At 68.4% G+C, this 23,414-nt stretch carries 15 protein-coding genes; 11 read left to right on the forward strand and 4 right to left on the reverse strand.

Annotated elements, in window-relative coordinates; genetic code table 11:
• The first annotated feature begins 11 nt into the window (after nucleotides 1-11).
• Genes IU452_RS01785 through IU452_RS01795 form a run of 3 tightly spaced genes read left to right on the forward strand, consistent with a single transcriptional unit; the run spans nucleotide 12 to nucleotide 2,412 of the window.
• Nucleotides 12-722, forward strand: coding sequence for a hypothetical protein (locus IU452_RS01785; RefSeq protein ID WP_195107082.1), 711 nt, complete (start codon nucleotides 12-14; stop codon nucleotides 720-722).
• Nucleotides 719-1,636 carry an ABC transporter ATP-binding protein gene (locus IU452_RS01790; protein ID WP_195107083.1) on the forward strand — a complete coding sequence of 306 codons (918 nt, stop codon included), beginning with the start codon at nucleotides 719-721 and terminating at the stop codon, nucleotides 1,634-1,636. The genes IU452_RS01785 and IU452_RS01790 overlap by 4 nt, the downstream gene beginning before the upstream one ends.
• Nucleotides 1,633-2,412 (forward strand): ABC transporter permease, encoded by a 780-nt coding sequence (locus tag IU452_RS01795; protein ID WP_195107084.1) that lies wholly within the window; start codon nucleotides 1,633-1,635, stop codon nucleotides 2,410-2,412. The genes IU452_RS01790 and IU452_RS01795 overlap by 4 nt, the downstream gene beginning before the upstream one ends.
• Before the next feature lie 4 nt (nucleotides 2,413-2,416).
• Here the strand turns inward: IU452_RS01795 and IU452_RS01800 are convergent, their stop codons facing one another.
• Nucleotides 2,417-2,956, reverse strand: a complete 540-nt coding sequence (locus tag IU452_RS01800) for a helix-turn-helix domain-containing protein (protein WP_195107085.1) — start codon at nucleotides 2,954-2,956, stop codon at nucleotides 2,417-2,419.
• Between the two features lie 58 nt (nucleotides 2,957-3,014).
• Between IU452_RS01800 and IU452_RS01805 the strand changes: the two genes are divergently transcribed.
• From IU452_RS01805 to IU452_RS01830, 6 genes are all read left to right on the forward strand, one after another.
• A complete protein-coding gene (locus tag IU452_RS01805) occupies nucleotides 3,015-4,352 on the forward strand; it encodes an erythromycin esterase family protein (RefSeq protein ID WP_195107086.1) in 1,338 nt (445 codons plus the stop codon).
• Between the two features lie 190 nt (nucleotides 4,353-4,542).
• Nucleotides 4,543-6,063 (forward strand): flavin-containing monooxygenase, encoded by a 1,521-nt coding sequence (locus IU452_RS01810; RefSeq protein ID WP_195107087.1) that lies wholly within the window; start codon nucleotides 4,543-4,545, stop codon nucleotides 6,061-6,063.
• Complete coding sequence (locus IU452_RS01815; protein WP_324192388.1) at nucleotides 6,060-13,199, forward strand: non-ribosomal peptide synthetase; 7,140 nt, start codon at nucleotides 6,060-6,062, stop codon at nucleotides 13,197-13,199. Before IU452_RS01810 ends, IU452_RS01815 begins: the two co-directional genes overlap by 4 nt.
• Before the next feature lies 1 nt (nucleotide 13,200).
• Nucleotides 13,201-14,427, forward strand: a complete 1,227-nt coding sequence (locus tag IU452_RS01820) for an FAD-dependent monooxygenase (protein WP_195107088.1) — start codon at nucleotides 13,201-13,203, stop codon at nucleotides 14,425-14,427.
• The gene (locus IU452_RS01825) at nucleotides 14,420-15,556 is read left to right on the forward strand and encodes an FAD-dependent oxidoreductase (protein ID WP_195107089.1); all 1,137 of its coding nucleotides are present in this window, start codon (nucleotides 14,420-14,422) and stop codon (nucleotides 15,554-15,556) included. The genes IU452_RS01820 and IU452_RS01825 overlap by 8 nt, the downstream gene beginning before the upstream one ends.
• Nucleotides 15,556-16,527: an esterase/lipase family protein gene (locus IU452_RS01830; RefSeq protein WP_195107090.1), complete on the forward strand. Its 972-nt coding sequence runs from the start codon at nucleotides 15,556-15,558 to the stop codon at nucleotides 16,525-16,527. The genes IU452_RS01825 and IU452_RS01830 overlap by 1 nt, the downstream gene beginning before the upstream one ends.
• On the opposite strand, the gene IU452_RS39385 is transcribed toward IU452_RS01830, so the two are convergent.
• From IU452_RS39385 to IU452_RS01845, 3 genes are all read right to left on the reverse strand, one after another.
• Nucleotides 16,422-16,952: a carboxylesterase family protein gene (locus IU452_RS39385; RefSeq protein WP_195107469.1), complete on the reverse strand. Its 531-nt coding sequence runs from the start codon at nucleotides 16,950-16,952 to the stop codon at nucleotides 16,422-16,424. The genes IU452_RS01830 and IU452_RS39385 overlap by 106 nt on opposite strands.
• Nucleotides 16,953-17,018: 66 nt before the next feature.
• Nucleotides 17,019-17,849, reverse strand: a complete 831-nt coding sequence (locus tag IU452_RS01840) for a thioesterase family protein (protein ID WP_324192389.1) — start codon at nucleotides 17,847-17,849, stop codon at nucleotides 17,019-17,021.
• Nucleotides 17,850-17,874: 25 nt separating this feature from the next.
• A complete protein-coding gene (locus IU452_RS01845; protein WP_195107091.1) occupies nucleotides 17,875-18,471 on the reverse strand; it encodes a TetR/AcrR family transcriptional regulator in 597 nt (198 codons plus the stop codon).
• A 74-nt stretch (nucleotides 18,472-18,545) separates the two neighbouring features.
• On the opposite strand from IU452_RS01845, the gene IU452_RS01850 reads away from it, so the two are divergent.
• Both IU452_RS01850 and IU452_RS01855 read left to right on the forward strand, forming a co-directional pair.
• Nucleotides 18,546-19,430, forward strand: coding sequence for an oxidoreductase (locus IU452_RS01850; RefSeq protein WP_195107092.1), 885 nt, complete (start codon nucleotides 18,546-18,548; stop codon nucleotides 19,428-19,430).
• Between the two features lie 150 nt (nucleotides 19,431-19,580).
• Nucleotides 19,581-23,345: an ABC transporter ATP-binding protein gene (locus tag IU452_RS01855; RefSeq protein ID WP_195107093.1), complete on the forward strand. Its 3,765-nt coding sequence runs from the start codon at nucleotides 19,581-19,583 to the stop codon at nucleotides 23,343-23,345.
• The last annotated feature ends 69 nt before the right edge of the window (nucleotides 23,346-23,414 follow it).

Raw genomic sequence — 23,414 nt, forward strand, 5'->3', positions numbered from 1 at the left:
GGGTTTGCGCCATGTTCAAAGGCGGCCTGGAGAAGGCCGTGGTGTCGCTGCTGGACAACGGTTCGCAGCTGCAGGCGCCCGCGGTCGCGAAATATGTCGACCGGTTGCGCCGCGCGCACCCCGACGAGTCCCCCGCCCAGATCGTGGAACGACTGGAGCGGCAGTACCTCACCACGGTGACCGGCAGCGGCACCGCGGTCGGCGCGACGGCCGCCGTGCCCGGCGTCGGCACGATCGCCTCGCTGGCGGCGATGGGTGCGGAGACCGCATTCTTCCTGGAGGCGTCGGCACTGTTCACCCTTGCGGTCGCCGCCGTGCACGGCATCGCCCCCGAGGACTCCGAACGGCGCCGCGCACTGGTGCTGGGAGTGGTGCTGGGCGAGACCGGTATGGAGATCGTCGAGCAGAGCGTCGGACGGTCGGCGAAGAACTGGGGGACCCTGCTGGCGAACCGGATTCCCGGCATCCGCGGCATGAACGATTCGCTGCTCAAGCGCTTCATCGTGCAGTTCATCGCCAAACGCAGCGCACTCATGGTCGGCAAGGTTCTTCCCGCCGGAATCGGCGCGGCCATCGGCGGGTTCGGCAACCGGACGCTCGGCAAGTCCGTGATCACCAACGCGCACAACGCCTTCGGTCCGGCACCGCGGACCTGGCCCGGGCCGATGGTGATCGACGCGGACCCGCTTCCGGCCCTCGACGATCCCCGCGGGACGCGATGAGTTCCCCGCGCCCGCTCGCCTTCTCGGTCACCGGCCTGCACAAGCACTTCGAGGGCGTGACCGTCCTGCGCGATGTGACCGTGTCGATTCCGGCCGGGACCACCGCCGCGGTGGTCGGTCCTCCCGGATCCGGTAAGACGACGTTCGTGCGCCTGCTGCTGGGTCTGCTCGAACCCAGTTCCGGCAGTGTGGTCGTCGGCGATCCGAAAACCGGCGCGAAGATCGGGGCGATGCTGCAGCCGCGCGGGCTGCATCCGCTGCGCACGGTCCGCGGGCAGTTGCGCGTCTATGCCGCTGCCACAGGCGTTTCCGACGACCGGGTGGACACCCTGCTGGCGCTGACCCGGCTGCCCGCCGACATGCGGGTGCGGGAACTGTCGCCGGGCATGCAGACGCGGCTGGCACTGGCGGTCGCCCTGCTCGGCGATCCGCCGCTGCTGGTGCTCGACGACCCGCTCACCGGACTCGACGCCGCCGAACGCGGCTGGCTGACGGAATTCCTGCGCGGCCACGCTCGCCGCGGCGGCTCGGTCCTGCTGACCTCGCAGAGCCTGGCGGCGGTGCTGCCGGTCGCCGACCAGCTGATCGTGCTCGGTGCGGGATCGGTGGTGTACCAGGGCAGTCCGCGCCGGTTGCGGCGCAGCCACCCCGACCGCTTGCTCGTCGGCGCCTCCAGTCCGATCGCCCTGGCGACGACCCTGGCCGCGCAGGGCTTCACCGATACGGTCATGCGCTCGGACGGACGGCTCGCGATCGCCGAGGCCACCCGCGCCGATATCGAGGCCGCCGCCGATACGGCGCGAGTGCGGCTGACGGAGATGATCCCGGAGCCGGTGCATCCCGACCGCGTGCTGGCCACGCTGACGAAAACCGCTGCCCCCGTTCCTGCGAGCCCCTATGGAGCGCTCCGTTGATCCTCACCGTGCCCGCGGATATCAGCAGGGCCGCGACCTCCGAGATCCGCAAGATCACCACCCTGCGTGTGGCCTGGCTGCTCGTCGGATTGTGCGCGGTGAGCGGATTCGGGGCGGCGGCGGTGTCCGCGGTCCTGGGCACCCGGCCGCAGCCACACGAGGCCCTCGCCACCGGCACCGCCAGCGTCGGTCTCTACATCGGATTGGTGGTCGCGGCCGTCGCCGCCCTGGTCGGCGGCGCATTCGGCACGGGCACGGAGTACCGGTATCAGAGCATGCCGCTCACCTCGCTGTTCACTCCCGACCGCGATGTGCTGCTCGGGACGAAACTCGGTGTCACCGCAGGCTATTCGCTGCTGCTGGGGGTGGCCGCGGAGGTGGGCGCCGGGCTCGGATTGCTCGTCGACCGGCACCAGATCGAATTCGGGATGCGCTTCACGGCCGTGCTCGGCGGCGGCCTGCTGGCGGTGGTGTGCTGGGGGCTGATCGGCGCGAGCCTCGGCCTGCTGCTGCGCTCGTCGGTCCTGGCCATCGCCGCGCCGATCGGATGGCTGCTGATCATCGAACCGCTGATCTGGTTGGTCGCGGGCGGTGCCGGTGTCCCGGGCTTGGCGGTACTGCTGCCGGGTTCGGCCACGGTGTCGACGGTCGCCGTCGGATCCTTCCCCGACAGCGCACTGCTGGCCCCCAGCCCCGCGGCGGCCGTCGTCCTACTGCTGTGGACGCTGGGCGCGGGCGCCGCGGCCTGGTGGTATTTGCGCAACCGCGATCTCTGACCGGCTACCGCCGGTCGGGCGCCTCGGTGGGAAACATGATCCAGCTGGCCAGATGTGGCCGACGGCCCGGCGCGGGTTCGTTGTGCCGCTTGGCCGACAGCAGCGCCGACAGTTCGCCGAGCATTTCCGCGCGTTCCTCGGGGCTGAGCCAGAGGATGCCCTGCCGATAACCCACCGCGTCGGCGAACGGGTCGGCGCCGGGACGGTCGAGATAGGCATCGAACTCGGCCAGCAATGCCGCCATCGCAGCGGCGAACCCGCGGCGGTGTTCGTCCGGAGACATCTGCTCACCCGCCTCGGGTGCGATCGAGGGCCGATTCGGTCGCAGCCGATAGGAGCGCTCGACCGCGCCGCGCACCCGCCGTTCGTCGGCGATCTCCAGCACTCCACCCTCGGCCAGCAGTCCGACATGCCGGTACACGGTCGTCTTGGGGACGTCGGCCAGGCTCGCGCACAACTCGGCGGTCGTGCACACCCGACCGCCGGACAGGGCGTACACGATGCGCAACCGGACCGGATGCAGCAGCAGGTCGAGAATGTCCATTCCCCAATGTTCCCATACTTGGTATTGTTCCCAAAGTTGGAAACGTTAGGAGTGAGACATGACCACCTCGGGTAACGCCCGCCTGCGCGACGACGCCGTGCGCCCACTGCGCACGCTGGATCCGGCTGCGCCGCTGGGCGATCTGAAATGGCTCGACGACGCGATCGGCAACGCCCGGGTGGTGGCCATCGGCGAGCCTGCGCACTTCAACCACGAGTTCTATCGCCTCCGCCACCGCCTGCTGCGGTATCTGGTCGAGCGTCACGGATTCGGCGCTTACGCCATGGAATCCGGCTTCACCGAAGGATGGCTCGTCGACGGCTGGGTGCGCGGCGGCGAGGATCGGCTCGGGCGGGTGCTGGCGACCGGCATGACCTCATTGATGGGGATGTGCACCGAGATGCGCGACCAGCTGAACTGGATGCGGCAGCACAACCTGGAGTCCGCCCGGCCGGTCGGCTTCTACGGCGCGGATCTGTCCGGCTCGAACATCTCCCTGCTGCCCAGCCTCGACGCCGTCCTCGCCTATCTCACCCGAGCCGATCCGGACATCGCGGTCGACCCGGCCATCCGCGAGACGGCGGCCGCGTTCGCGGCACCCTCGATCTTCTCCCTCGCCACGGCCATCGGCGCGTACACGGAACTGGAACCCGCGCGGCGAGACGCCCTGACCGCGGGCCTGACCCGATTGTCGACGCGGCTGGTCGCCCGGCGCCTGGACTACGTCCGGCGCACGGGCACCGCGGATTACGAACGCGCACTGCATGCTCTGCGCCTCACGATCACGCTGGACGCGGTCGTGCGCGCAATGACCCGAGGCGACCAGCAGGACGTCGCGAACTTCCGTGATGCCGCGATGGCCGACACGGTCGACTGGATCCTGCGCCGAGAAGACCGCATGGTCCTGGCCGCCCACAACGGCCACCTCCAACGCTATCCCCTGACCATGCCCGGCATCCCCACCGCGACTCCCCTCGGCATGCACCTGGCCGACCGCCTCGGCGACGACTATCTGGTCATCGGCGCAACCACCGCCACCGGCCGAACCCTCAACACCGGCAACGACTTCCACACCGGCACCTTCTTCACCGACCTGCAACCCCCCGAAACCGGCAGCCTCGATGCGCTGATGTCGGCCACCCACGACGGCCCCTTCGCCATCGACCTCCGCACCCTGTCTCCCGAGGACTCGGCGGCGGTAGGAGCCACCACCCGCTACCGCATGGGCAACTGGTACCTCGACGTGAACCCGGTGCAAGCCTTCGACATCGTCATCCATCTGCCCTCTGCCACCCCGGCCGAGCCCGACCCGGAGGCCATCGCGGAGGCACCGCAGGAGGTGCAGCAGCCGTTCTCCGCCTGGCGTGCCCGTCGTGATGGACGGCACATTGCGTGAGCCCTCCGCATGAGTAGATTCTGAGAATAGCTAACAAAACTCCCGGCCGGGCATCCGGTGCCGGGAGAACCGGGTTTCTCAACTCCCGTGTTCGGCTCGAATCAGTCTGCGGGACAACGGCTTCTGCGGTAAGTCCGTCAGGGCTTATTCGAGCGTGGGCAATTCCGCCACGAAGAGGAGTGGTGTGGTTATGAGGACACAGATCGCTGTGATCGGTGCCGGGTTTTCCGGACTATCCATGGCAATTCGGCTCAAAAAGGCCGGATTCTCGGATCTGCTGATCTTCGAAAAGGATCACGACCTCGGCGGAACCTGGTTGCACAACCACTATCCCGGCTGCGCGGTCGACGTTCCGGCCATGTTCTATTCCCTGTCGAACCATGAGAAATACGACTGGCGCCGGGTCTATGCCACGCAGTCGGAGATCCTGGCCTATCAGCACGAGGTGGCCCGGCGGTTCGATCTGCATCGGCATCTGCGGTTGAACACCGAGATCGTCGACTTCACCTTCGACGAAACCGCAGGCCTGTGGCGGCTTACCGCAGCCGACGGCCGTCGCTTCGAGGCACAGCTCGTCTTCGCCGGATTCGGCCCGGAGGACACCGCCTGGATTCCCGACCTCCCCGGCAGGGATCTGTTCGCCGGTCGACAGCTCCATTCCCGGGAGTGGGACGACGATTTCGACCCCACCGGCAAGCGCATAGCGGTCGTCGGCACCGGTTCGAGTGCGGTGCAGATCATTCCCGAATTGGCCGAGAGCGCGGCGCAACTGTATGTCTTCCAGCGTTCGGCCCCCTACATCCTGCCGAAGGCCGGGGACATCGAATTGACCGGCGTGGCACGCTCGGCCCTGAAGTATGTCCCCGGACTCAACCGGGCCCTGCGCGGGCTGTCGATGGCCGCGGCCCAAATGATCCATCTGGCCCAGCAGTACGGCATCTTCAGCACCGTCATGGAGAAAATGGCGGCGAACTTCAGAAACAAGCAGATACCGGATCCGGCACTGCGCGAAATCATGACGCCGACATACCGTTTCGGCTGTAAACGAGCACCCAATACGAACACCTTCTACCCCGCGCTGACCAAGCCCACCGTGGAGGTGATTCCCAGTGCGCTGGCGCGGCTGACCGAGCACACGACCGTCTCCGCCGACGGTCACGAACGCGCCGTCGACGCCGTCGTGTGGACCACCGGATTCGACATCCATCAGACCTACCGTCGACTGCCGGTCACCGGACGCAACGGCATCACCATCGCCGACACCTGCGGCGCCCAAGGCGCCGAAACCTATATGGGGCACAGCATCGCGGGATTCCCGAACTTCTTCATGATTCTCGGGCCCTACGGCCGGCTCACCCACACCTCGATGCTGCTGAACATCGAGTTGCAGACCCGCTATCTCACCAAAATCGCCCGCCTCGTGCGCGACCGCGGCGTGCGCACCATCGAGGTCGAACCCGAGGCGCAGCGCGCATTCCTCGAACGCGCCTGGAGCATCACCAGTCTCGGCTTCCTCAGCCGCGGCGGCAGTTGCGCGAACTATCTGCAGGACCCCACCACCGGCCGGGCCACGGCCTGGCCCGGCTCCCAGCTGGACATGTGGCTGCGCACCCGGCGGGTACGTCTCGACGACTTCCGCCTCACCTACGACGCGCCCGCGCGAGCCCGGCTCGAAGCGCCGGCCCGCTCGATCGGAATCGAGGCATTGTGACCACGCCCGCCACGTACGACCTGACAGCCATCCAGCGCGACATGTGGATCGCCGACTCCCTGGCCCCGGTCGACGACCCGCAGTACAACGTCGCCGTCTGGCAGCGAGTGCAGGGAGATATCGACATCGACGTGATGCGCGCGTGTTTCGAACGGATGTTGGCCCGCAACGACAACTACGCGCTGCGCTTCGACGAGCAGGACGGGCAGCCGTACCAGTGGGTGGACCCGGCACCGGCACACGTCGAGATCGTCGATTTTTCCGCGGCGGCCGACCCGGCCCGCGCCTGCGCCGACTGGCGGGACCGGGACTGCGTGCGCCCCTTCGCGCTCCGGGACGCCCGCATGTATCGGGCGGCAATACTGCGGGAGAGTCCGTCCGTCGTCTACCTCTATCTGAACGCCCACCACCTCGTCACCGACGGTTCCACCCACTCGCTGGCGCTCGTGCAGGTCTGGTTCGACTACGAGCACGTCCTGCGCACGGGCGAGCCGCTGGAGCTGACGCCACCCTCGTATCTCGCGGCCGTGCGGTCCGATCTCGAATACCGGGCCGGGGCCGAGCACCGCGGCGACATCGAATACTTCCGATCGGTCCTGGCCGGTTCCACCCCAGCGCTGTTCTCCCGCAGCCGAGATCGGAGGACCGGCACCGAGCACAGCCTGCGCAGTTCGTTCACGGTTCCCGCGGAGCACAGTGCCGCGATGCGCGAGATCGCGGGTTCGCCGTTCGCCTTCGTCGCCGCCGTCCTCGCGACCTGCCTGTCCCGGATCCACGACAGCGGCGACATCGTGCTCGGTGTCCCGTTCGCCAACCGCCATACCGATCGAGACCGGATGACGGCCGGGCTCTTCGTCACCGAACTTCCGTTCCGGGTCGCGGTCCGGGGCGCGGCATCGACCCGGGAACTGGCGGCCGAGGCTCGAACCACCACCAAGGCGCTGCGCGGTCACGAACGGTTGTCCACCGGAGACCTGCTGCACAGCCTGTCCGAGCTCGGCGACGGCACGCGGCAATTGTTCGACGTCACGCTCAGCTACACGCGCTTCACCCCACCGGTCGCCCCCGTGCCGGACCTGCGGCTCGAGGTCGGAAATCGGATGCAGCTGCGCGCCCAGGAGGCGCTGTCGATTCAGCTCATCTCCCATGACGACACGGGTGAGCTCGAATTCGACTTGGATTACGCACCGGACGTTTTCGACGAGGACTTCCCCATCGAGTCCTTCACCGAATATCTGCGCAACCTGTTGCGCGACGCCGTCGAACGGCCCGATGCACCGGTGTCGGAGTTGACGATGCTCACCCCCGCCGACCACACCGAACTGCTGCGCCTGGGCCGAGGAGCCCCGGTCGAGCTCACCGGCGCCCACACCCTGCACGACCTGTTCGAACGGCAGGCCGGACGCACCCCGGACCGCATCGCGATCGCCGACGACCGGTCCCCCATCACCTACGCCGACTTGTCCGCCCGAGCCGATCGGGTCGCCGGCGCATTGCGGAGCGCAGGTGTGCGGCCCGACGACCGGGTGGCCGTCCTGCTCGGCCGCAGCCCCGACATGCTCGCCGCGGTGCTCGGCGTGCTGCGAGCCGGGGCGGCCTATGTGCCCGTCGATCCGGGCTATCCGGCCGACCGCATCCGGTTCCTGCTCGAGGACAGCGGGGCGCGAATCGCCCTGAGCCAACGCGGTTTTCCACTGCCGCCCGGCCCGCACGTGCTCTATGTCGACGAGCTACCGGACGGCATCGGCACGCGGCCACAGCCGAAGGCCACCGACCGAAACCTGGCCTACGTCATCTACACCTCGGGCTCCACCGGTCGGCCGAAAGGTGTGATGGTCGAACACCGGTCGGTGATCAACCGGCTGGCCTGGATGCAGCGGCGCTTCCCGATCGGCCCCGGCGACATCGTGCTGCAGAAGACGCCCATCTCGTTCGACGTGTCGGTATGGGAGTTGTTCTGGTGGGCGCTCGAGGGCGCGACGGTGGCGTTGCTGCCGCCGGGCGGCGAGAAGGATCCGGAGGTGATCGCGCGAACGATCGCCGAACAGCGGTGCAGCGTCGTGCATTTCGTGCCGTCGATGTTCGGGCCCTTCCTCGAGCTGCTGGAGTCCGCCCCCGAGTTGCGGGAGGCACTGACCGCACTGCGGCTGGTGTTCTGCAGCGGTGAGGCGCTCCCGCCCGCCCGCGTGGCCCAGTTCGGCCGCATCTTCGGCACCGGCGCAGTCGAACTGGTGAATTTGTACGGACCGACCGAGGCCACCGTCGACGTCACCTACTATCGGTGCCCCACCGACTCCGCGGCCGTGGATCGGGTCCCGATCGGGCGGCCGATCGACAATATCCGGCTGTACGTCCTCGACGCCGAGCGCCGGTTGCAGCCGGTCGGAGTCCCGGGCGAGCTGTACATCGGTGGCGTCGGGGTGGCCCGGGGCTACCTGGGGCGGCCGGAGCTGACCGAGGAGCGGTTCGTTGCCGACCCGTTCGTGCCCGGCGAACGACTGTTCCGCAGCGGAGATCGCGTGCGCTGGCTGGCCGACGGCAATCTGGAATATCTCGGCCGCCTCGACGATCAGGTGAAGATTCGCGGCAACCGGGTGGAACTCGGCGAGGTCGGCAACGCACTGGCCGAGGTGCCCGGCATCCGCGACGCGATCGTGCTGGACCACAGCTCCGCCGGGCGCGGCACCTATCTCGTCGGCTATTACCTCGCCGATAGCGCCGCGGACAGCGTTACGATCCGTGACGAGCTGGCGAAGACGTTGCCCGACTACATGATTCCGGCACGATTCGTGCGCATCGATCGTATTCCGCTCACGGCCAACGGCAAGGCCGACCGCCGTGCGCTGCGCCCCCTGGACACCGGCGAGGTGACCACCGGTCACCGCACCGCCCCGCGCACCACCACCGAGGCGGTCCTCGCCGAGATCTGGTCCGAGGTGCTCGGCGTCGAGAACGTCGGCGTGCACGACGACTACTTCGCGCTCGGCGGCGATTCCATGCTGATGTTGCCGATCCGGGCGAGGGCTCAGCAGCACGGCATCCGTTTCGCGCTCGAGGATCTGGTGCGGCACCCGACCGTGGCGGGCGTCGCGACCACGGCCACCGTCGGCGCGGATACGTCACTGGCCCCTTTCGAGCTGGTGTCGCAGGTGGATCGAGCGGCATTGGCGAGCGCGGCAGATGCCTTCCCGCTCACTCGGCTTCAGCTCGGCATGCTGTATTACAGCCGCGCGCAAGAGGATTCCGCGACCTATCACGATGTCTTCCGCTACACGCTGTCGATGCCCTGGGACGAGCGCGCGTTCCGGCACGCCTTCGACCGGCTGGTGATCCGGCATCCGGCACTGCGTTCGAGCCTGAACCTGAGTGATTTCTCCGAACCGCTGCAGGTCGTGCACCACAGCGCCCCAGGCGGCCTGGACATCGCCGACCTGCGGGACGGCGACGCCGAGACCGCCCGGGCGACGATCGCCGAGCATGTCGAACACCGGCGCACACATCGCTATCGGTTCGAGCACGCGCCGTTGTCGCTGCTGCAGGTCTTGCTCTGCCCGGACACGGTGGAGCTGGTGCTGAGTTTCCATCACGCGATCCTCGACGGCGGCAGCGTCGCCACCCTGATCGGCGAGCTACTGCAGGATTACGCCCACGGTCTGGGCCTGCGCATCGATCCGGTCGCACAGCGCGCGCTCCCCTCGGCTGCGGAGTATGTGCTAGCAGAGCGCACGGCGCTCGAAGACCCTGCGCAACAACAGTTCTGGCGCGATCGTCTCGCCGGTGCCGTGCCGACACTGCCCGCGGCCTTCGCCGCGCACACCGCCCCCGGCCCGGATGACCCGATCACCCGCATCGCCGCGCTGCCCGATGAACTGGCCGAAGCGGTGCGCCGCTTCGCGCGCACGCACGCCGTGCCGATGAAGTCGGTGCTGTTCGCCGCTCACTGCGCCGCGCTGGGGTTGTTCGGCGGGGCCACCGACATCACGACCGGGCTCATCACCCATGGTCGGCCCGAACTGGCCGACGCCGAGCGGATGTCCGGGCTGTTCCTCAATACCGTGCCGATGCGGCTGAGCGTCGACACCCCGAACTGGCTCGAACTCGTGCGGGAAGCGCAGCGCTGCGAGCAGCACAGCTTCCCGTACCGCCGCTACCCGCTCAGCGCGATCCAACGCGATCTCGGTTCCAGCGTGCTCGACACCGGATTCAACTATGTCCATTTCCGCCAGCTCGCAACGGTTCTGGGGCTCGCGGAGATCTCGATGCTCGACTTCCACACGTGGGAGGAGACCAATCTGGCGCTGCTGGTCAACACGTTCACCCATCCGGCCGACGGGCGAATCTGGTTCCGGATCGATTGCCGCGGAACGGTGTTCACCCCTGCCCAGGCCGATGTGTATCTCGACGACCTCTTCGCGATCGTGCGCCGCATCGTGGACGAACCGTACGAGCCCCCGTCCGTCGCATTCCTCGCCGCGACGGCAGCGCCGACCGTGGCACCGGATCGCACACCGGCCGACATCGTCTCCGCCGTCCGCGCGCAGATCGCCCGGACACCCTCGGCGACGGCCGTCGCGCTCGACGATCGGCGCTACACCTATGCCGAGCTGGGCCGGGCAGCCGATCGCGTTGCGCGGCACCTGATTTCGCAGGGATGCCGTCTCGGCGACACCGTCGGTATCGCGATGCCGCGCTCCCCCGAAACGATCGCGGTTCTGCTCGGAGTGCTCGCGGCCGGTGTCGCGGCGGTCCCGCTGGACGTCACCTACCCACGGCGGCGCATCGCGGCGGTGCTGGCCCAAGCCGAGCCATTCCGGGTGATCACCACCGCAGAACACGCACCGCTGCTGCAGGGCGAGTGCATCCTGCTCGCCGAGGATCTGCTCGGCGCCCAAGCCGCCGACGCGCCGCTACCCGAAATCATCTCCGAGAGCACCGCGTACGTGCTGTTCACCTCCGGCTCCACCGGACAGCCCAAGGGCGTGGCGATGCCGCATCGCGCCCTGGCCAATCTGGTGGCCTGGCAGAACGATACGGCCGGCGCCGCGCTGGGCGGAGTCACCGCGCAATACGCCCCACTCGGATTCGACGTCTCCTTCCAGGAAATCTTCGCCACGCTGCGCGGCGGTGGCACGCTGGCGCTGATTCCCGACGCCGAGCGGCGCGATGCGGCCGCGCTGCTGCGCCGTCTCGACCGCGACGGCGTCACCCGGCTCTACCTGCCGTATGTCGCGCTGCAGCAACTCGCCGAGACCGCGGTGGCGCTCGACACCTTCCCGCGCAGCCTGAGGGTCCTCATCTCCTCCGGAGAAAAACTGTTGGTCACCGATGCGATCCGGCAGTTGTGTACCCGGCTGCCGGGCGTACTCCTGGAAAACCAGTACGGTCCGACCGAAACACACGTGGCCACAAGCTATTCCATGACCGGCGACCCTGCCCGATTCCCCGCGCTGCCACCGATCGGCCGGGCGATCGATGGCGCCTCGATCCATGTGCTCGATTCCCGGCTGCGCCCGGTGCCGGTCGGCGGGCAGGGCGAGATCTATCTGGGTGGCGTCTGTCCGGCCGACGGATATCTGAACCAGCCTGAGCTCACCGCCGAGCGGTTCCTGCCGGATCCGTTCGGGGCTCCCGGCGAACGTCTCTACCGCACCGGAGATCTCGGTCTGGTGCTGCCCGACGGTTCGGTGGCGACCGTCGGGCGCGCCGACACGCAGGTCAAGGTCCGCGGTTTCCGGGTGGAACCGGCAGAGATCGAATTGGCTATCACCGGGATCGAGGGCACGGGCATCAGCGATGCCGCCGTCGTTGTGCGCAACCGCACCGACACCGATTCGTACCTCGTCGCATTCCTGGTCGGCGACCCGCAGCGCACCCACCTGGACGGTCTGCGCAGCAAACTACGCGCGCAACTGCCGGAATACCTGGTGCCGACGCACTTCCAATGGCTCCCGTCGCTGCCGTTGACCCCCAGCGGCAAACGCGACGATGCGGCGCTGCGCCGGATACCGCTCACCCCCGACAGCGCTCGCGACGCCACCGCGCCGCGGGACGAATACGAACACGCCATCGCCGAAATCGTCGCCGACCAACTGCAGCTGCCGCAGATCGGCGTGGAGGACGACATCTTCGATCGGGGTGCTACCTCGCTCACGGCGATGCGGCTGGTGGCGTCGATCGAACGACGATACGGAGTCGCCATCGCGCTCTCGGAGTTCGTGGTCGCCCCCACGGTGGCCGCCTTGGCCGCGCGGCTGCGCGACAGCGGGGCGGCGTCGTCGTTCGACCCTCTGGTTCCGATCCGCGCGGACGGGCGTGGTCGTCCGGTGTACTTCGTTCATCCCTTGGGCGGCAACGTGTTGTGCTACGTGCCGCTGGCCCGGCGACTCGGGTCGGATCGGCCGTTCTACGGTGTGCAGGCGCCGGGCGCCGCGCTCGGCACCGAACCGCTGTCGAGCGTGCCGGAGCTGGCCGCCTACTACCTCGAGGCGATTCGGCGCGTGCAACCCGAGGGCCCCTACACCTTGGGCGGATGGTCCTTCGGCGGGATCGTCGCCTTCGAAATGGCCCGCCTGCTCCACGATGCGGGCGAACGGGTCGACGAATTCATCGTGCTCGACAGCGTCGTGCTGGACCCGGCCCGCCGCGCGCAACTGTCCGCCGACGAGGAGGCCGAGACGCTGCTGCGGTATTTCGTCTGGGAACTGCTGCTGCTGCGACGCGGCGGCGACTCCCCGTTGGAGACGATCCCTGCCCACCTGACCACGCTGGACGAGAAATTCGAGTACGTGGCCGAACTCGCCGTGCGCGAGGGAGTCCTGCCGCCGGGCAGCAACGAGACGGTGATCCGCAGGCTCTTCGACGTCTACGCCGCCCATGCCTGTGCCGTCGTGAACTACCGCCCGGCGCCCGCCGATGTGGACCTGACCTTGATCCACGCCGCCGAACCGCTTCCGGAGGTGCTCGAAACGATGCACCGCGTCGGTGGCACGAAATTCGACGACCCGGCCAACGGCTGGGGCGAGCTGATCACCGGGCGACTGAAGATCATCGACGTCCCCGGCAACCACCTGACGATCGTCGAGGAACCACGTGTCGCACACGTCGCGACCATCGTCACCGATCTGATCGGAGCATGACATGACAGCACAGACACCACCGAGAGTGATCGTCATCGGCGCGGGCATCGGGGGTCTCGCCGCCGCGATCTCGTTGCGCGCCTTGGGCATCGATGTCGAGGTCTACGAGCGGGCGCCGGAGTTGAAGCCCGCGGGCTTCGGCCTCTCGGTCGCCGCGAATGCCAATACCGCGCTGCGGAGTATCGGCCTCGACCTCCAGTTGGAGGAGCGGGGCCGAGTCCTCGAGCGCTATCGGATCTTCGACTCCGGCGGCGCCCTGATCCGGGAGCTTCCGGTCACCGAGGCAGGAGCCGCGATGCCCTACGACACCGTGCTGATCGGCAGGCCGGATCTGCAGCGGGCGATGCTTGCGCATGCGGACGACATCACCTTCCATCTCGGCGCCGTCGCCACCGGATTCGAGACGCTGCCTTCCGGCGGGGTCCGGGTGAGATTCGCCGACGGCAGCACCGCCGAGGCCGATGCGCTCATCGGCGCCGACGGTATCCACTCCGCCGTGCGCCGGACGCTCGTCGGCCCGGACGAGGTGGAGCGATACGGTGGCTACATTGCCTGGCTGGCGCTGGTTCCCTTCGCGCACAATCGATTTCCCACCGGATCCACCAGTCACTACTGGGCCGCGGGGCAGCGGTTCGGGCTCATCGATATCGGTCACGGGCTGGCCTACTGGTGGGCGACCAAGGAGATGCCGGAGGCCGAGGCCCGGAACTGGCGTCCCGACAAGGAACAGATCGTGCGCGCCTACGCCGAGTGGCCCGAGGAGGTGCGCGCGGTGATCGACGCGACGCCCGAGGACGCGATCCTCGGTGTCCCGGAAACCGATCGCGTCTTCCTGGAGAACTGGGGCAGCGGGCCCGTCACGCTGCTCGGCGACGCGGCCCATCCCATGCTGGCCAGCCTCGGGCAGGGCGCGGGCATGGCGATCGAGGACGCGGTCGTCCTCGCCACCCACCTCGCCACGGCTCCCGACGCCGTCACAGCGTTGCGCGGCTACGAGAACGAGCGCCGGGATCGGACGCGCACGATGGTCAACGGCGCCCGCCGCGTCGCGCGCTTCGAACAGGGCGCCTCGCGGCTGCGCGCCGCGGTCCGCAATACGGCCGTGCGGCTCGTACCGCACCGGCAGCTGGTCCGATCGCTGAGTGCGCCACTGACCTTCCCCGTCCCGACGGCGCTGCCCGTACGGGAGCGGTTGGTGCAGCAGACGATCGGAGAACGAGATGCGTAAGGCGATCGTGCTCGGTACCGGAATAGGCGGTCTCACCGCCGCCATCGCGCTGCGCGATGCCGGACTCGACGTCGATGTCTACGGAGCCCGGGACCGAACCGCGAACTACGGGATCACCCTGGCCGCCAATGGTGTTGCGGCGTTGCGTGCTCTGGGCATCGACCCGGCGTGTGGAGAGACCCTCGAGTCGTATCGGTTCAACAGCTTTCGGGGGCGGACCCTCAAGGAGTTGCCGTTCGGGGAAGTCCATGCCCGGCTGGGTGTATCGGGGCTTCTGACCAGCCGTGACGATCTGCGAGATGTATTGCGGGACAGCGCCGATGGAATTCCCTCCACCGACGGTGCGGTGGCGACAGGGTTCACTACCGACTCCGCGTCCGTCACAGTCGAATTCGCCGACGGGCGGCGCGCCCACGGCGACATCCTCGTCGGCGCAGACGGCATCGACTCGGTCGTCCGGCGGCGGCTGACCGGGCCGGAGGAGCCGCGCGACGCCGGTTACATCTGCTGGCTGGCGATCGTCTCCGGCTTCGACCACCCGCGCCTGGGCTCGGGTGCCGCCTACCACTACCTGGGCGCCGGACAGCGTTTCGGCATCAACCGCCTCGGCGGCGGGCGCGTGTACTGGTGGGGCACAAAGGATATGCCCGCCGAGATCTCCCGGAACTGGTCCGGCGGGAAGGACATCATCCGCCACGCCTACGAGGGCTGGGCCGACGAGGTTCAGCAGGTCATCCGTGCGACACCCGAGGAGTCGATCGCCGTGGTGCCGATGCAGGATCGGCCGTTCCTCGAACACTGGGGATCCGGGCCCGTCACTCTGCTCGGCGACGCGGCGCATCCCATGCTCACCAATGCCGGTCAGGGCGCGAGCATTACCATCGAAGACGCCGTCACCTTGGCCCGCAGCCTCGCCACCGACGCCGACCCGATCCGCGGATTGCGCGAGTACGAGAATCGGCGCCGGGAGCGCGCCCGCCGGATGGTCGCGCGGTCACGGTTCATGAGCACCTTCGACCAGTCGGCGCATCCGCTGTTCCGCGTGGCCCGCGCCGTCGGCACCCGGCTGGTGCCCACACCGATGATGGTGCGCGGCATGGCGGGGATGATGGCCGAAGCCGGGCGGTAATGCGCCGACTCACCGCGCTCGCACTGCCCTCGGCGATGGCCCTGCTCGCCGCGGCCGCGGCGCTGCATGCGGGCCCGGCGGCCGCCGAACCGCTGCCGGTGGTCTGGGATCTTGCTGCGGCCCAAGCGAACCGGCTCCACGTCCTGGCCGACCCGAATTGGGCGCCTCCCGGCGCCAACGATCCCTCCTGCCGCCTCACCCCCGCCCACCCCAATCCGGTCGTCCTGATCAATCCGTTGTTCTCGACGGCGGAGGCATTCTCGGCCGACGCCCCGTATCTGCGCAACAACGGCTACTGCGTCTTCACCTTCAACTACGGAAACATCACCCCGTACCCGAACGTCCCCTCCCAGAGCCTCGCCCACGCCCGCGACTCCGCCCAGGACATCGCCACCGAGGTCGACAAGGTCCGAGCGCGGACCGGGGCGGCCAGGGTAGACCTGCTCGCCTGGTCCTACGGCGCCTTCGCCGCCGCCTACTACCTCAACCTCCTCGACGGCAACCGCTACGTCGACAAAATGATCGCCATCGCCCCCATCAACCACGGCACCAACGTCCCCGGATTCGACCTCGAACCCCTCAGCACCTTGCTTGCGCGAACGGGCGCGGACCCGATCGCTTCGACCGCACCCGCAATAGCCGAACAACGCTCCGAATCCGCAGTCACCCAACAGATCTGGGCCAACGGCGACACCCGCCCCGGCGTCACCTACACCGTCATAGCCACCCGATACGACCAAGGCTCCAACCCATACACCCGCCAGTTCCTCCACGGCCCCACCGTCACCGATATCACCGTGCAGGACGGCTGCCCGGCCGACCACTCCGACCACTACAGCATCGCCTTCAACGAGCGCACCTACCGCTACGCCCTCAACGCCCTGGACCCAGCCCACCCGGTCCTCATCCCCTGCTTCCCGGTCGAACCCACCCAGGGATGGGTGAGAGCAGCGTCGGTTGGTGATTCATGATGATCTTGCTTTCGCCGCTGCCAGATCCGACGAGAGGTCGACAGCGAGTCCCTGCCCAGTGAGGGTGGGGTTGTCCAGATTCGGCGGATTCTCTCGGTGCTGTCGAACTGCGGCCAGCCCGGGTCGCCGGTGGTGGTGAATGCGGCGAAGGCACTGCGCATCGCGGTCGAGAGTGGTGCGAAATCCGGCGGGATCTCCGAACCGATGAGACTGGCGGCGAGGGGACTGTGGGGGGTGTCGAAGGTGAAGGGGACATCGAGGCCGTGGCAGGCCCGCAGCGCACCGTTGCGCGCCGGGCTGCGCCACGCGAACTCGTACAGATAGGTGTTCCTCCCCGCGTCGGCGTTGGCTTCGGCACACCACAGCGCGGGTATCCGGAACAGAGCATCGGAGAGGATCAGGGCGCGAAGCTCGTCGTCGGTGATGCCGGGATTCCCGGTTCGCGCGCTTCGTCTCGATCGTCTTCACCCACCGCGGTCGCGGCCGGCTCTCTATATATCCGCGTCCTTGAAGTACACGAGTTGGTGGCTGGTGACCAGCAATTCGCCGTCGTGGCTCCACAGTTCGGCGGCCTGGTCGAAATAGCCGTTGCCGAAGTGGTGGGCTCGGGCCGTGGCCAGGAGGGGGTGGTTGGACTGGGCTCGGAGAAGGGGTGCGGTGGCGTGGAAGTAGGTGGTGAGAGTGACGGTGCCGGCGGGCACCAGGCGGCCGAGGCGGTGCATGACTCGGGGGAAGAAGATATCGCTGAGGGCGGCGAGGGCGGGGTAGTCGAGAGGGCGCGTCGGTTTGTCGCGGACCCAGAGGGTGGTGGTGGAGGTCGACGGGTGGCCGCGGCCGATGTCGAGGATGTCGCCCTCGATGAAGCGCATGTCGTAATTGCCCGGCCACGCCACGAAAGTGGGGATGTCGGTGGGTGCGATGGTGTCCGGCGCGGGGGCCGCAGGTGGGGCGATCTCGGTGTTCGTCCACGTGGGGCGGCGTTCGGCGAACACCGCGGTTGCCGTGGTGGTGACGGCGTCGTTCTGGCTGAGGGTTACCGACCAGTGCTGCGTGCTGCGGTTGGTGCGGACCGGGTGCGTCTCGATCTCGAAGGGGCCGTCGGAGATCGGGCCTGCGAAATTGACTGTGAGAGAGACGGGATGAGCCAGATGCCGCGGGTCGTCCTGGATCGCCCGCACCATCATCGCGGCGGTGATCCCGCCGAACGGGCCGACCATGTTGGCGTAGTGAGCGGTCGTCCGGCCGCCGAATCGGCCGTCACCCAGCGCCGTCAGTTCGGTGGCCAGGTCGAAGGGGTGGGCCCGTGTCTCGGTCGCGGTCACTGCGAAACTCCTCGTCGTTCGTGTGTCATGAGCGGGGCCGCAGGCCGTTCATGAGGTGGGTGATCATTTCGGCGAGCACCTCGTCGGCAGTGTCGGTTTCGATGAAACCCGACCCGACGAAGGTGGCCAGCCCCTGCAGCGACGCCACCGTCGACATTCCGATCCGTGTGGGGTCGCCGCCGACGATCTCCCCGCGCGCCTGGGCCTCGGAGATCAGCGCGAACGGCGTGGCGAACGCCCGGCTCACCGCCTCCGCCATCTCAGCGCCCGAACTCGGGCTGTGTTTGCGGGCGAACATCAATGCCAGCAGCGCCGGATTGTCCACGGCGAACCGCACATACGCGCGAGCGAGCCCGAGCATCCGGTCGGCGACCGGGCATTCCGCGGGCACCTCGGCGAAAACCGTTGCCAGTCGCGCGAATCCGGTCAGCGCCAACGCGTCGAGCAGGGCCTGCTTGTCGCGGAAGTGGCGGCTCGGCGCGGCGTGACTCACGCCCAGATCCCGCGCGAGCTGCCGCAGCGACAGCCCGTCGACGCCGGACTCGCGCAGCGTCGCTTCCGCTCGCTCGAGCACGGCCGCGCGCAGGTCGCCGTGGTGATAACGCGGTGAGGTGGGCTTCATGGTGGTTGCAGGATAACCAACCACCCACAAATGTAGTCATTGACTACAATGTAGTCGACGCCTACATTTGGCGCATGGGAAATCATCGCTGGACCGCCGCGGATCTGCCTTCCTTCGAAGGCCGCACGGTCGTCATCACAGGTGCCAACAGCGGCCTCGGCCTCGAAACCGCCCGAGAACTGGCGCGGGCGGGTGCGTGGGTCATCCTGGCCGTCCGCGACGTCCAACGCGGCCGCGCGGCCGTGGCCGGGATTTCCGGAATCACGGAGGTGCGCCCTCTCGACCTCGCCGACCTGTCGTCCGTGCGGCGATTCGCCGACAGCTGGGACGGCGATATCGACGTACTGATCAACAACGCCGGAATCATGCTGGTGCCCGAAGGTCGCACCCGAGACCACTTCGAAACCCACATGGGCGTCAACCATTTCGGACATTTCGCACTGACCGCACTGCTGCTGCCCCGCATCACCGATCGTGTGGTCACGGTGTCCTCGCAGGCACACCGCCGGAGCCACCTGGCGCTCGACGATCCGAACTGGGAATCACGCCCGTACAGTCCCGCCGGCGCCTACGCCCAGTCCAAGCTCGCCAACCTACTGTTCACTCTCGCACTGCAGCGCCGGCTCACCGCCTCGGGCCGCCTGTCCGTCGCGGCCCACCCAGGTTGGGCCGCAACCAATCTGCAGAGCCATTCGGGCAGCCGACTGCTCGGCGCCGTGATGCGCGCAGGCAACGCACTCATCGCCCAGGACGCGGCATCCGGCGCACTCCCAACCCTGTTCGCCGCCAGCCGCGCCCTACCACCCGCAAGCTACATAGGCCCGAACGGCTTCTACGAATACCGCGGCCACCCGACACTGGTAGGCCGATCACCCGAAGCCGCCGACCCCGACCTCGCAGAGCAACTGTGGACGCTCTCGGAGCAGCTGACCGGCATCACCTGCCCGGCGGGGACGTAACCGTAGAATCCGGAGCGTTCCTGGCTGCGAATGTCCTTGCGACGGACCGCCGGAAGTATGTAATCGGCGTCCTCAGGAGACCCGACTCGCCTGCCGCCGCTTTGTCGTCGGCGAAAGTTCTTCAGCACGAGCCGAGGGTTTGGCACCCGCATGGGCAGCTTCTCCAACTTCCTGGTCACGAAACCGGGTGTCCTCGCCTCATCGGATAACGCATGGCGCCTGCCCACCGGCAACGCTCTGTCGGTGGGCATAGGTAACGTCGGGTGGGTGAGATCGACGGGGGTGAGTGAGGGCGGCGCGGGCGGCGGTGGAGCTGGGTGGATCCGCCGGTTGTGGGGTGCTGCTTGTGCGCATCCGGGGCTGTTGACCGGGGTGGTTGTGGCGGTTGTGGCCGGAGCGGCGGCGGAGGTGGCCGTGCCGTTGGCCGCCAAGCGGGCGTTGGACAGTGCTCGGGTGGGGGATTTGGGGGCGATCTCGGTCGTGGCGGGGGTGTTGGTGGGGTTGGCCGGGGTGCGGTTCGCGACCTCGTATGGGCGGCGGTGGATGGCGGGGCGGCTGGCGCTGGATGTTCAGCACGAGCTGCGGGTGGGGTTGTTGAGTGCGCTGCATCGGTATGACGGGCCGGGGCAGGATCGGTTGCGGACCGGGCAGGTGGTGTCGCGGTCGATCAGTGATCTGCAGTTGGTGCAGGGGTTATTGGCCATGGCGCCGTTGTCGGCGGCGTCGGTGTTGATCTTCGCGATGGCCGCGGTCGTGATGGCGGTGTTGTCGCCGCTGCTGGCGGCGGTCGCGCTGTTGATGATGCCGGTGCTGGGGTTCGTGGTGTATCGGATGCGGCCGTTGTTTCATGCGGCGACCTGGTCGGCGCAGCAGCGGGCCGCCGATCTGGCGCAACATGTCGAGGAGACCGTCACCGGGGTTCGGGTGGTGAAGGGGTTCGGGCAAGAGGCTCGGATGGTTTCGCTGCTCGAACAGCACGGTCGCCGGTTGTATGCGGAGCGGATGCGGGCGGCGCGGATCGACTCCCGGTTCGCGCCGCTCGTGACGGCGATCCCGCAGATCGGCCTGGTGGCGGTGATCGCGCTGGGCGGGACGCTGGCGCTGCACGCGGTGATCGGCGTCGGCACATTCCTCGCCTTCGCCGCCTACGTCACCATGCTCGCATCCAGTACGCGCATCATCTCCACCGTGATCGTCATGGCGCAGCTGACCCGCGCCGCCGCCGAACGCGTGTATCAGGTCATCGACGAGGCGCCCGCGACCATCGATCCGCCCGAGCCGAAACCGCTGCCGGACGGACCGCTCGGCATCGAAATACGCGGTGTGACCTTCGGTTTCGATCCCGACAGACCGGTGCTTCGCGATTTCGACCTGAGTGTGCGGCCCGGGGAGACGGTGGCGATCATCGGCCCCGCGGGGTCCGGAAAATCCACTCTGGCACTGTTGCTGCCGCGTTTCTTCTCCCCCACGGCGGGTCGGATCAGCTTGCGCGGCACCGACTCCGAGGTCGACATCGCCGAAACCCCCGCGACGCACCTGCGATCGGCGATCGGTGTGGTCTTCGACGAGCCGTTCCTGTTCTCCGACACCATCGCCGCCAATATCGCCCTCGGCCGCCCCGATGCCACCGAGGCCGAGATCCGGCAGGCCGCCAAGCAGGCCGCGGCCGACGACTTCATCACCGAACTGCCCGACGGCTACGACACCGTCGTCGGCGAGCGCGGCCTCACCCTGTCCGGCGGCCAACGCCAGCGCCTGGCACTGGCCCGCGCCCTGCTCGCCAACCCCCGCATCCTGATCCTCGACGACGCCACCTCCGCCGTCGACGCCGTCACCGAAGCCGCCATCTTCGACGGTTTACCCGCCCGCTCCGGCCGCACGACCCTCATCCTGGCCCACCGCGAATCCACCCTCGCCCACGCCGACCGCGTCATCCGCCTCTCCGACCCGGAACCTGCCGGTTCGGGCGACCCTTGGCGCAGCTCCGATGCCGTGGAATCGTCGAGCCTCGTCGGCACCGAGGTGCCCCCGGAGATCCGTGGCCCGCTCGCCAGGCTGCCGGAGGCCACGGCGCAACCCGGACTCGACGACCGCGAACTGGAACGGCCCGAACCCGATTTCCGGCTGCGGCGGCTGCTGCGCCCGGTGCGGTGGCTGTTGGCCATCGTGGTCACACTGCTGGCCATCGACGGTTTCATCGGTGTCGCCTTCCCCGCGCTGACGCGGTATGCGCTCGACCACGGCGTGGCCATGGGCAGCGGAAAGGTGTTGGCGGCGGCCGCGATCGGCGGTGCGGTTCTGGTCGCGCTCAGCTGGGCCGACGAGACGGTCGCGACGCTGCTCTCGGCGCGGGGCGGGGAGCGGCTGCTGTACGGGTTGCGGGTGCGCAGCTACGCGCATCTGCAGCGGCTCGGGCTCGACTACTACGAACGCGAGCTGTCGGGCCGGATCATGACGCGGATGACGACCGATATCGACGCGTTGTCGACCTTCCTGCAGACGGGTCTGAGCACCGCGCTGATCAGCATCGTCACCGCGGCGGGAATCGCGGTGGCGCTGGTGGTGATCGACGCCGGGCTGGCGCTGGTCGTCTTCGCCACACTGCCGCCGCTCCTCGCGGCCACGCTGATGTTCCGCAAGGTGTCCGCGGTGGCGTATTCGGCCGCGCGGGAGCGGGTGGCCGTCGTCAATGCCGATTTCCAGGAAAACGTCGCCGGTCTGCGCGCCATCCAGGCCTACCGCCATGAGGCGCAGGCGGCCCGGCATTTCGCCGGTCTCTCCGACCGGTACCGGCGCAGCCGCATGCGGGCGCAGCGGGCCATCGCCCTGTACTTCGCCGCTGTCGTCGCCTGGGCCGACCTGGCACAGGCCGTGGTCGTGTACGTCGGCGCCCGTGATGTTGCTCACGGTTCTACGACCCCCGGCACCCTGGTCGCGTTCGTGCTGTACCTGGGCCTGCTGTTCGGCCCGATCATGCAACTGTCGCAGATCTTCGACGGCTATCAGCAGGCGCGGGTGGGGCTGCAGCGGATCGCGACGCTGCTGCGCACCCCGTCCTCCATCGCCGCCGACCCGCCCGACGCCGTGGCGATCGATGCACGGCTGCGGGCGGACGTCGCCTTCGCGAACGTGAATTTCCGCTATCCGGACGCCAAAAACCTCGCCCTGCAAGATATTTCGCTACACATCCCCGCCGGAACCAGCCTGGCACTGGTAGGAGCGACCGGAGCGGGTAAGTCGACAATTGTGAAACTCCTTGCGCGCCTGTACGACCTGCCACGCGATGCCCCACCGGGCACCGGCGCCGTCCGAGTCGACGAGACCGACGTCCGCGACTACGTCCTCGCCGACTACCGCGCCCGCCTGGGCGTCGTCCCGCAGGAAGCTCACCTGTTCACCGGCGACATCGCGAGCAATATCGCATTCGGCAAACCGGATGCCGACCGTGTGGAGATCGAACGGGCCGCCGCGGCCGTCGGCGCCCTGGACATGATCGCCGCCCTCCCGCACGGCATGCATCAGCCCGTCGGCGAGGGCGGGCGCGGACTGTCCGCGGGGCAACGGCAGCTGATCGCCCTGGCCCGCGCCGAACTCGTCGACCCGGATCTGCTGCTGCTCGACGAGGCCACCGCGGTCCTCGATCCCGCCAGCGAAGAAAAGGTGCTGGCGGCCAGCCGTTCGGTGACCCGCGGCCGCACGTCGGTGATCGTCGCGCACCGGCTGGCCACCGCCGCCCGGGCCGATCGCATCGCGGTCGTGGAACGCGGGCGGATCGCCGAAATCGGCTCACACAGCGAACTCCTGCGGGCGGGGGGCTCGTATTCCCGGCTGTGGGCGGCAACACCCCCGGACTGTGGGGAGCGACACCCGCAAGCGAAGGAATATTCTCACCAGAGGACTGGTCGACACACATGAGGCTAGGTCTGTCCGGCGGTCTCGAGCCGAAGCTCCGATGGAGCTGCGGGTCCCGAAGGCGGAACTTTA

The sequence above is a fragment of the Nocardia transvalensis genome (assembly GCF_015477765.1).
Lineage (GTDB): Bacteria > Actinomycetota > Actinomycetes > Mycobacteriales > Mycobacteriaceae > Nocardia > Nocardia transvalensis_A.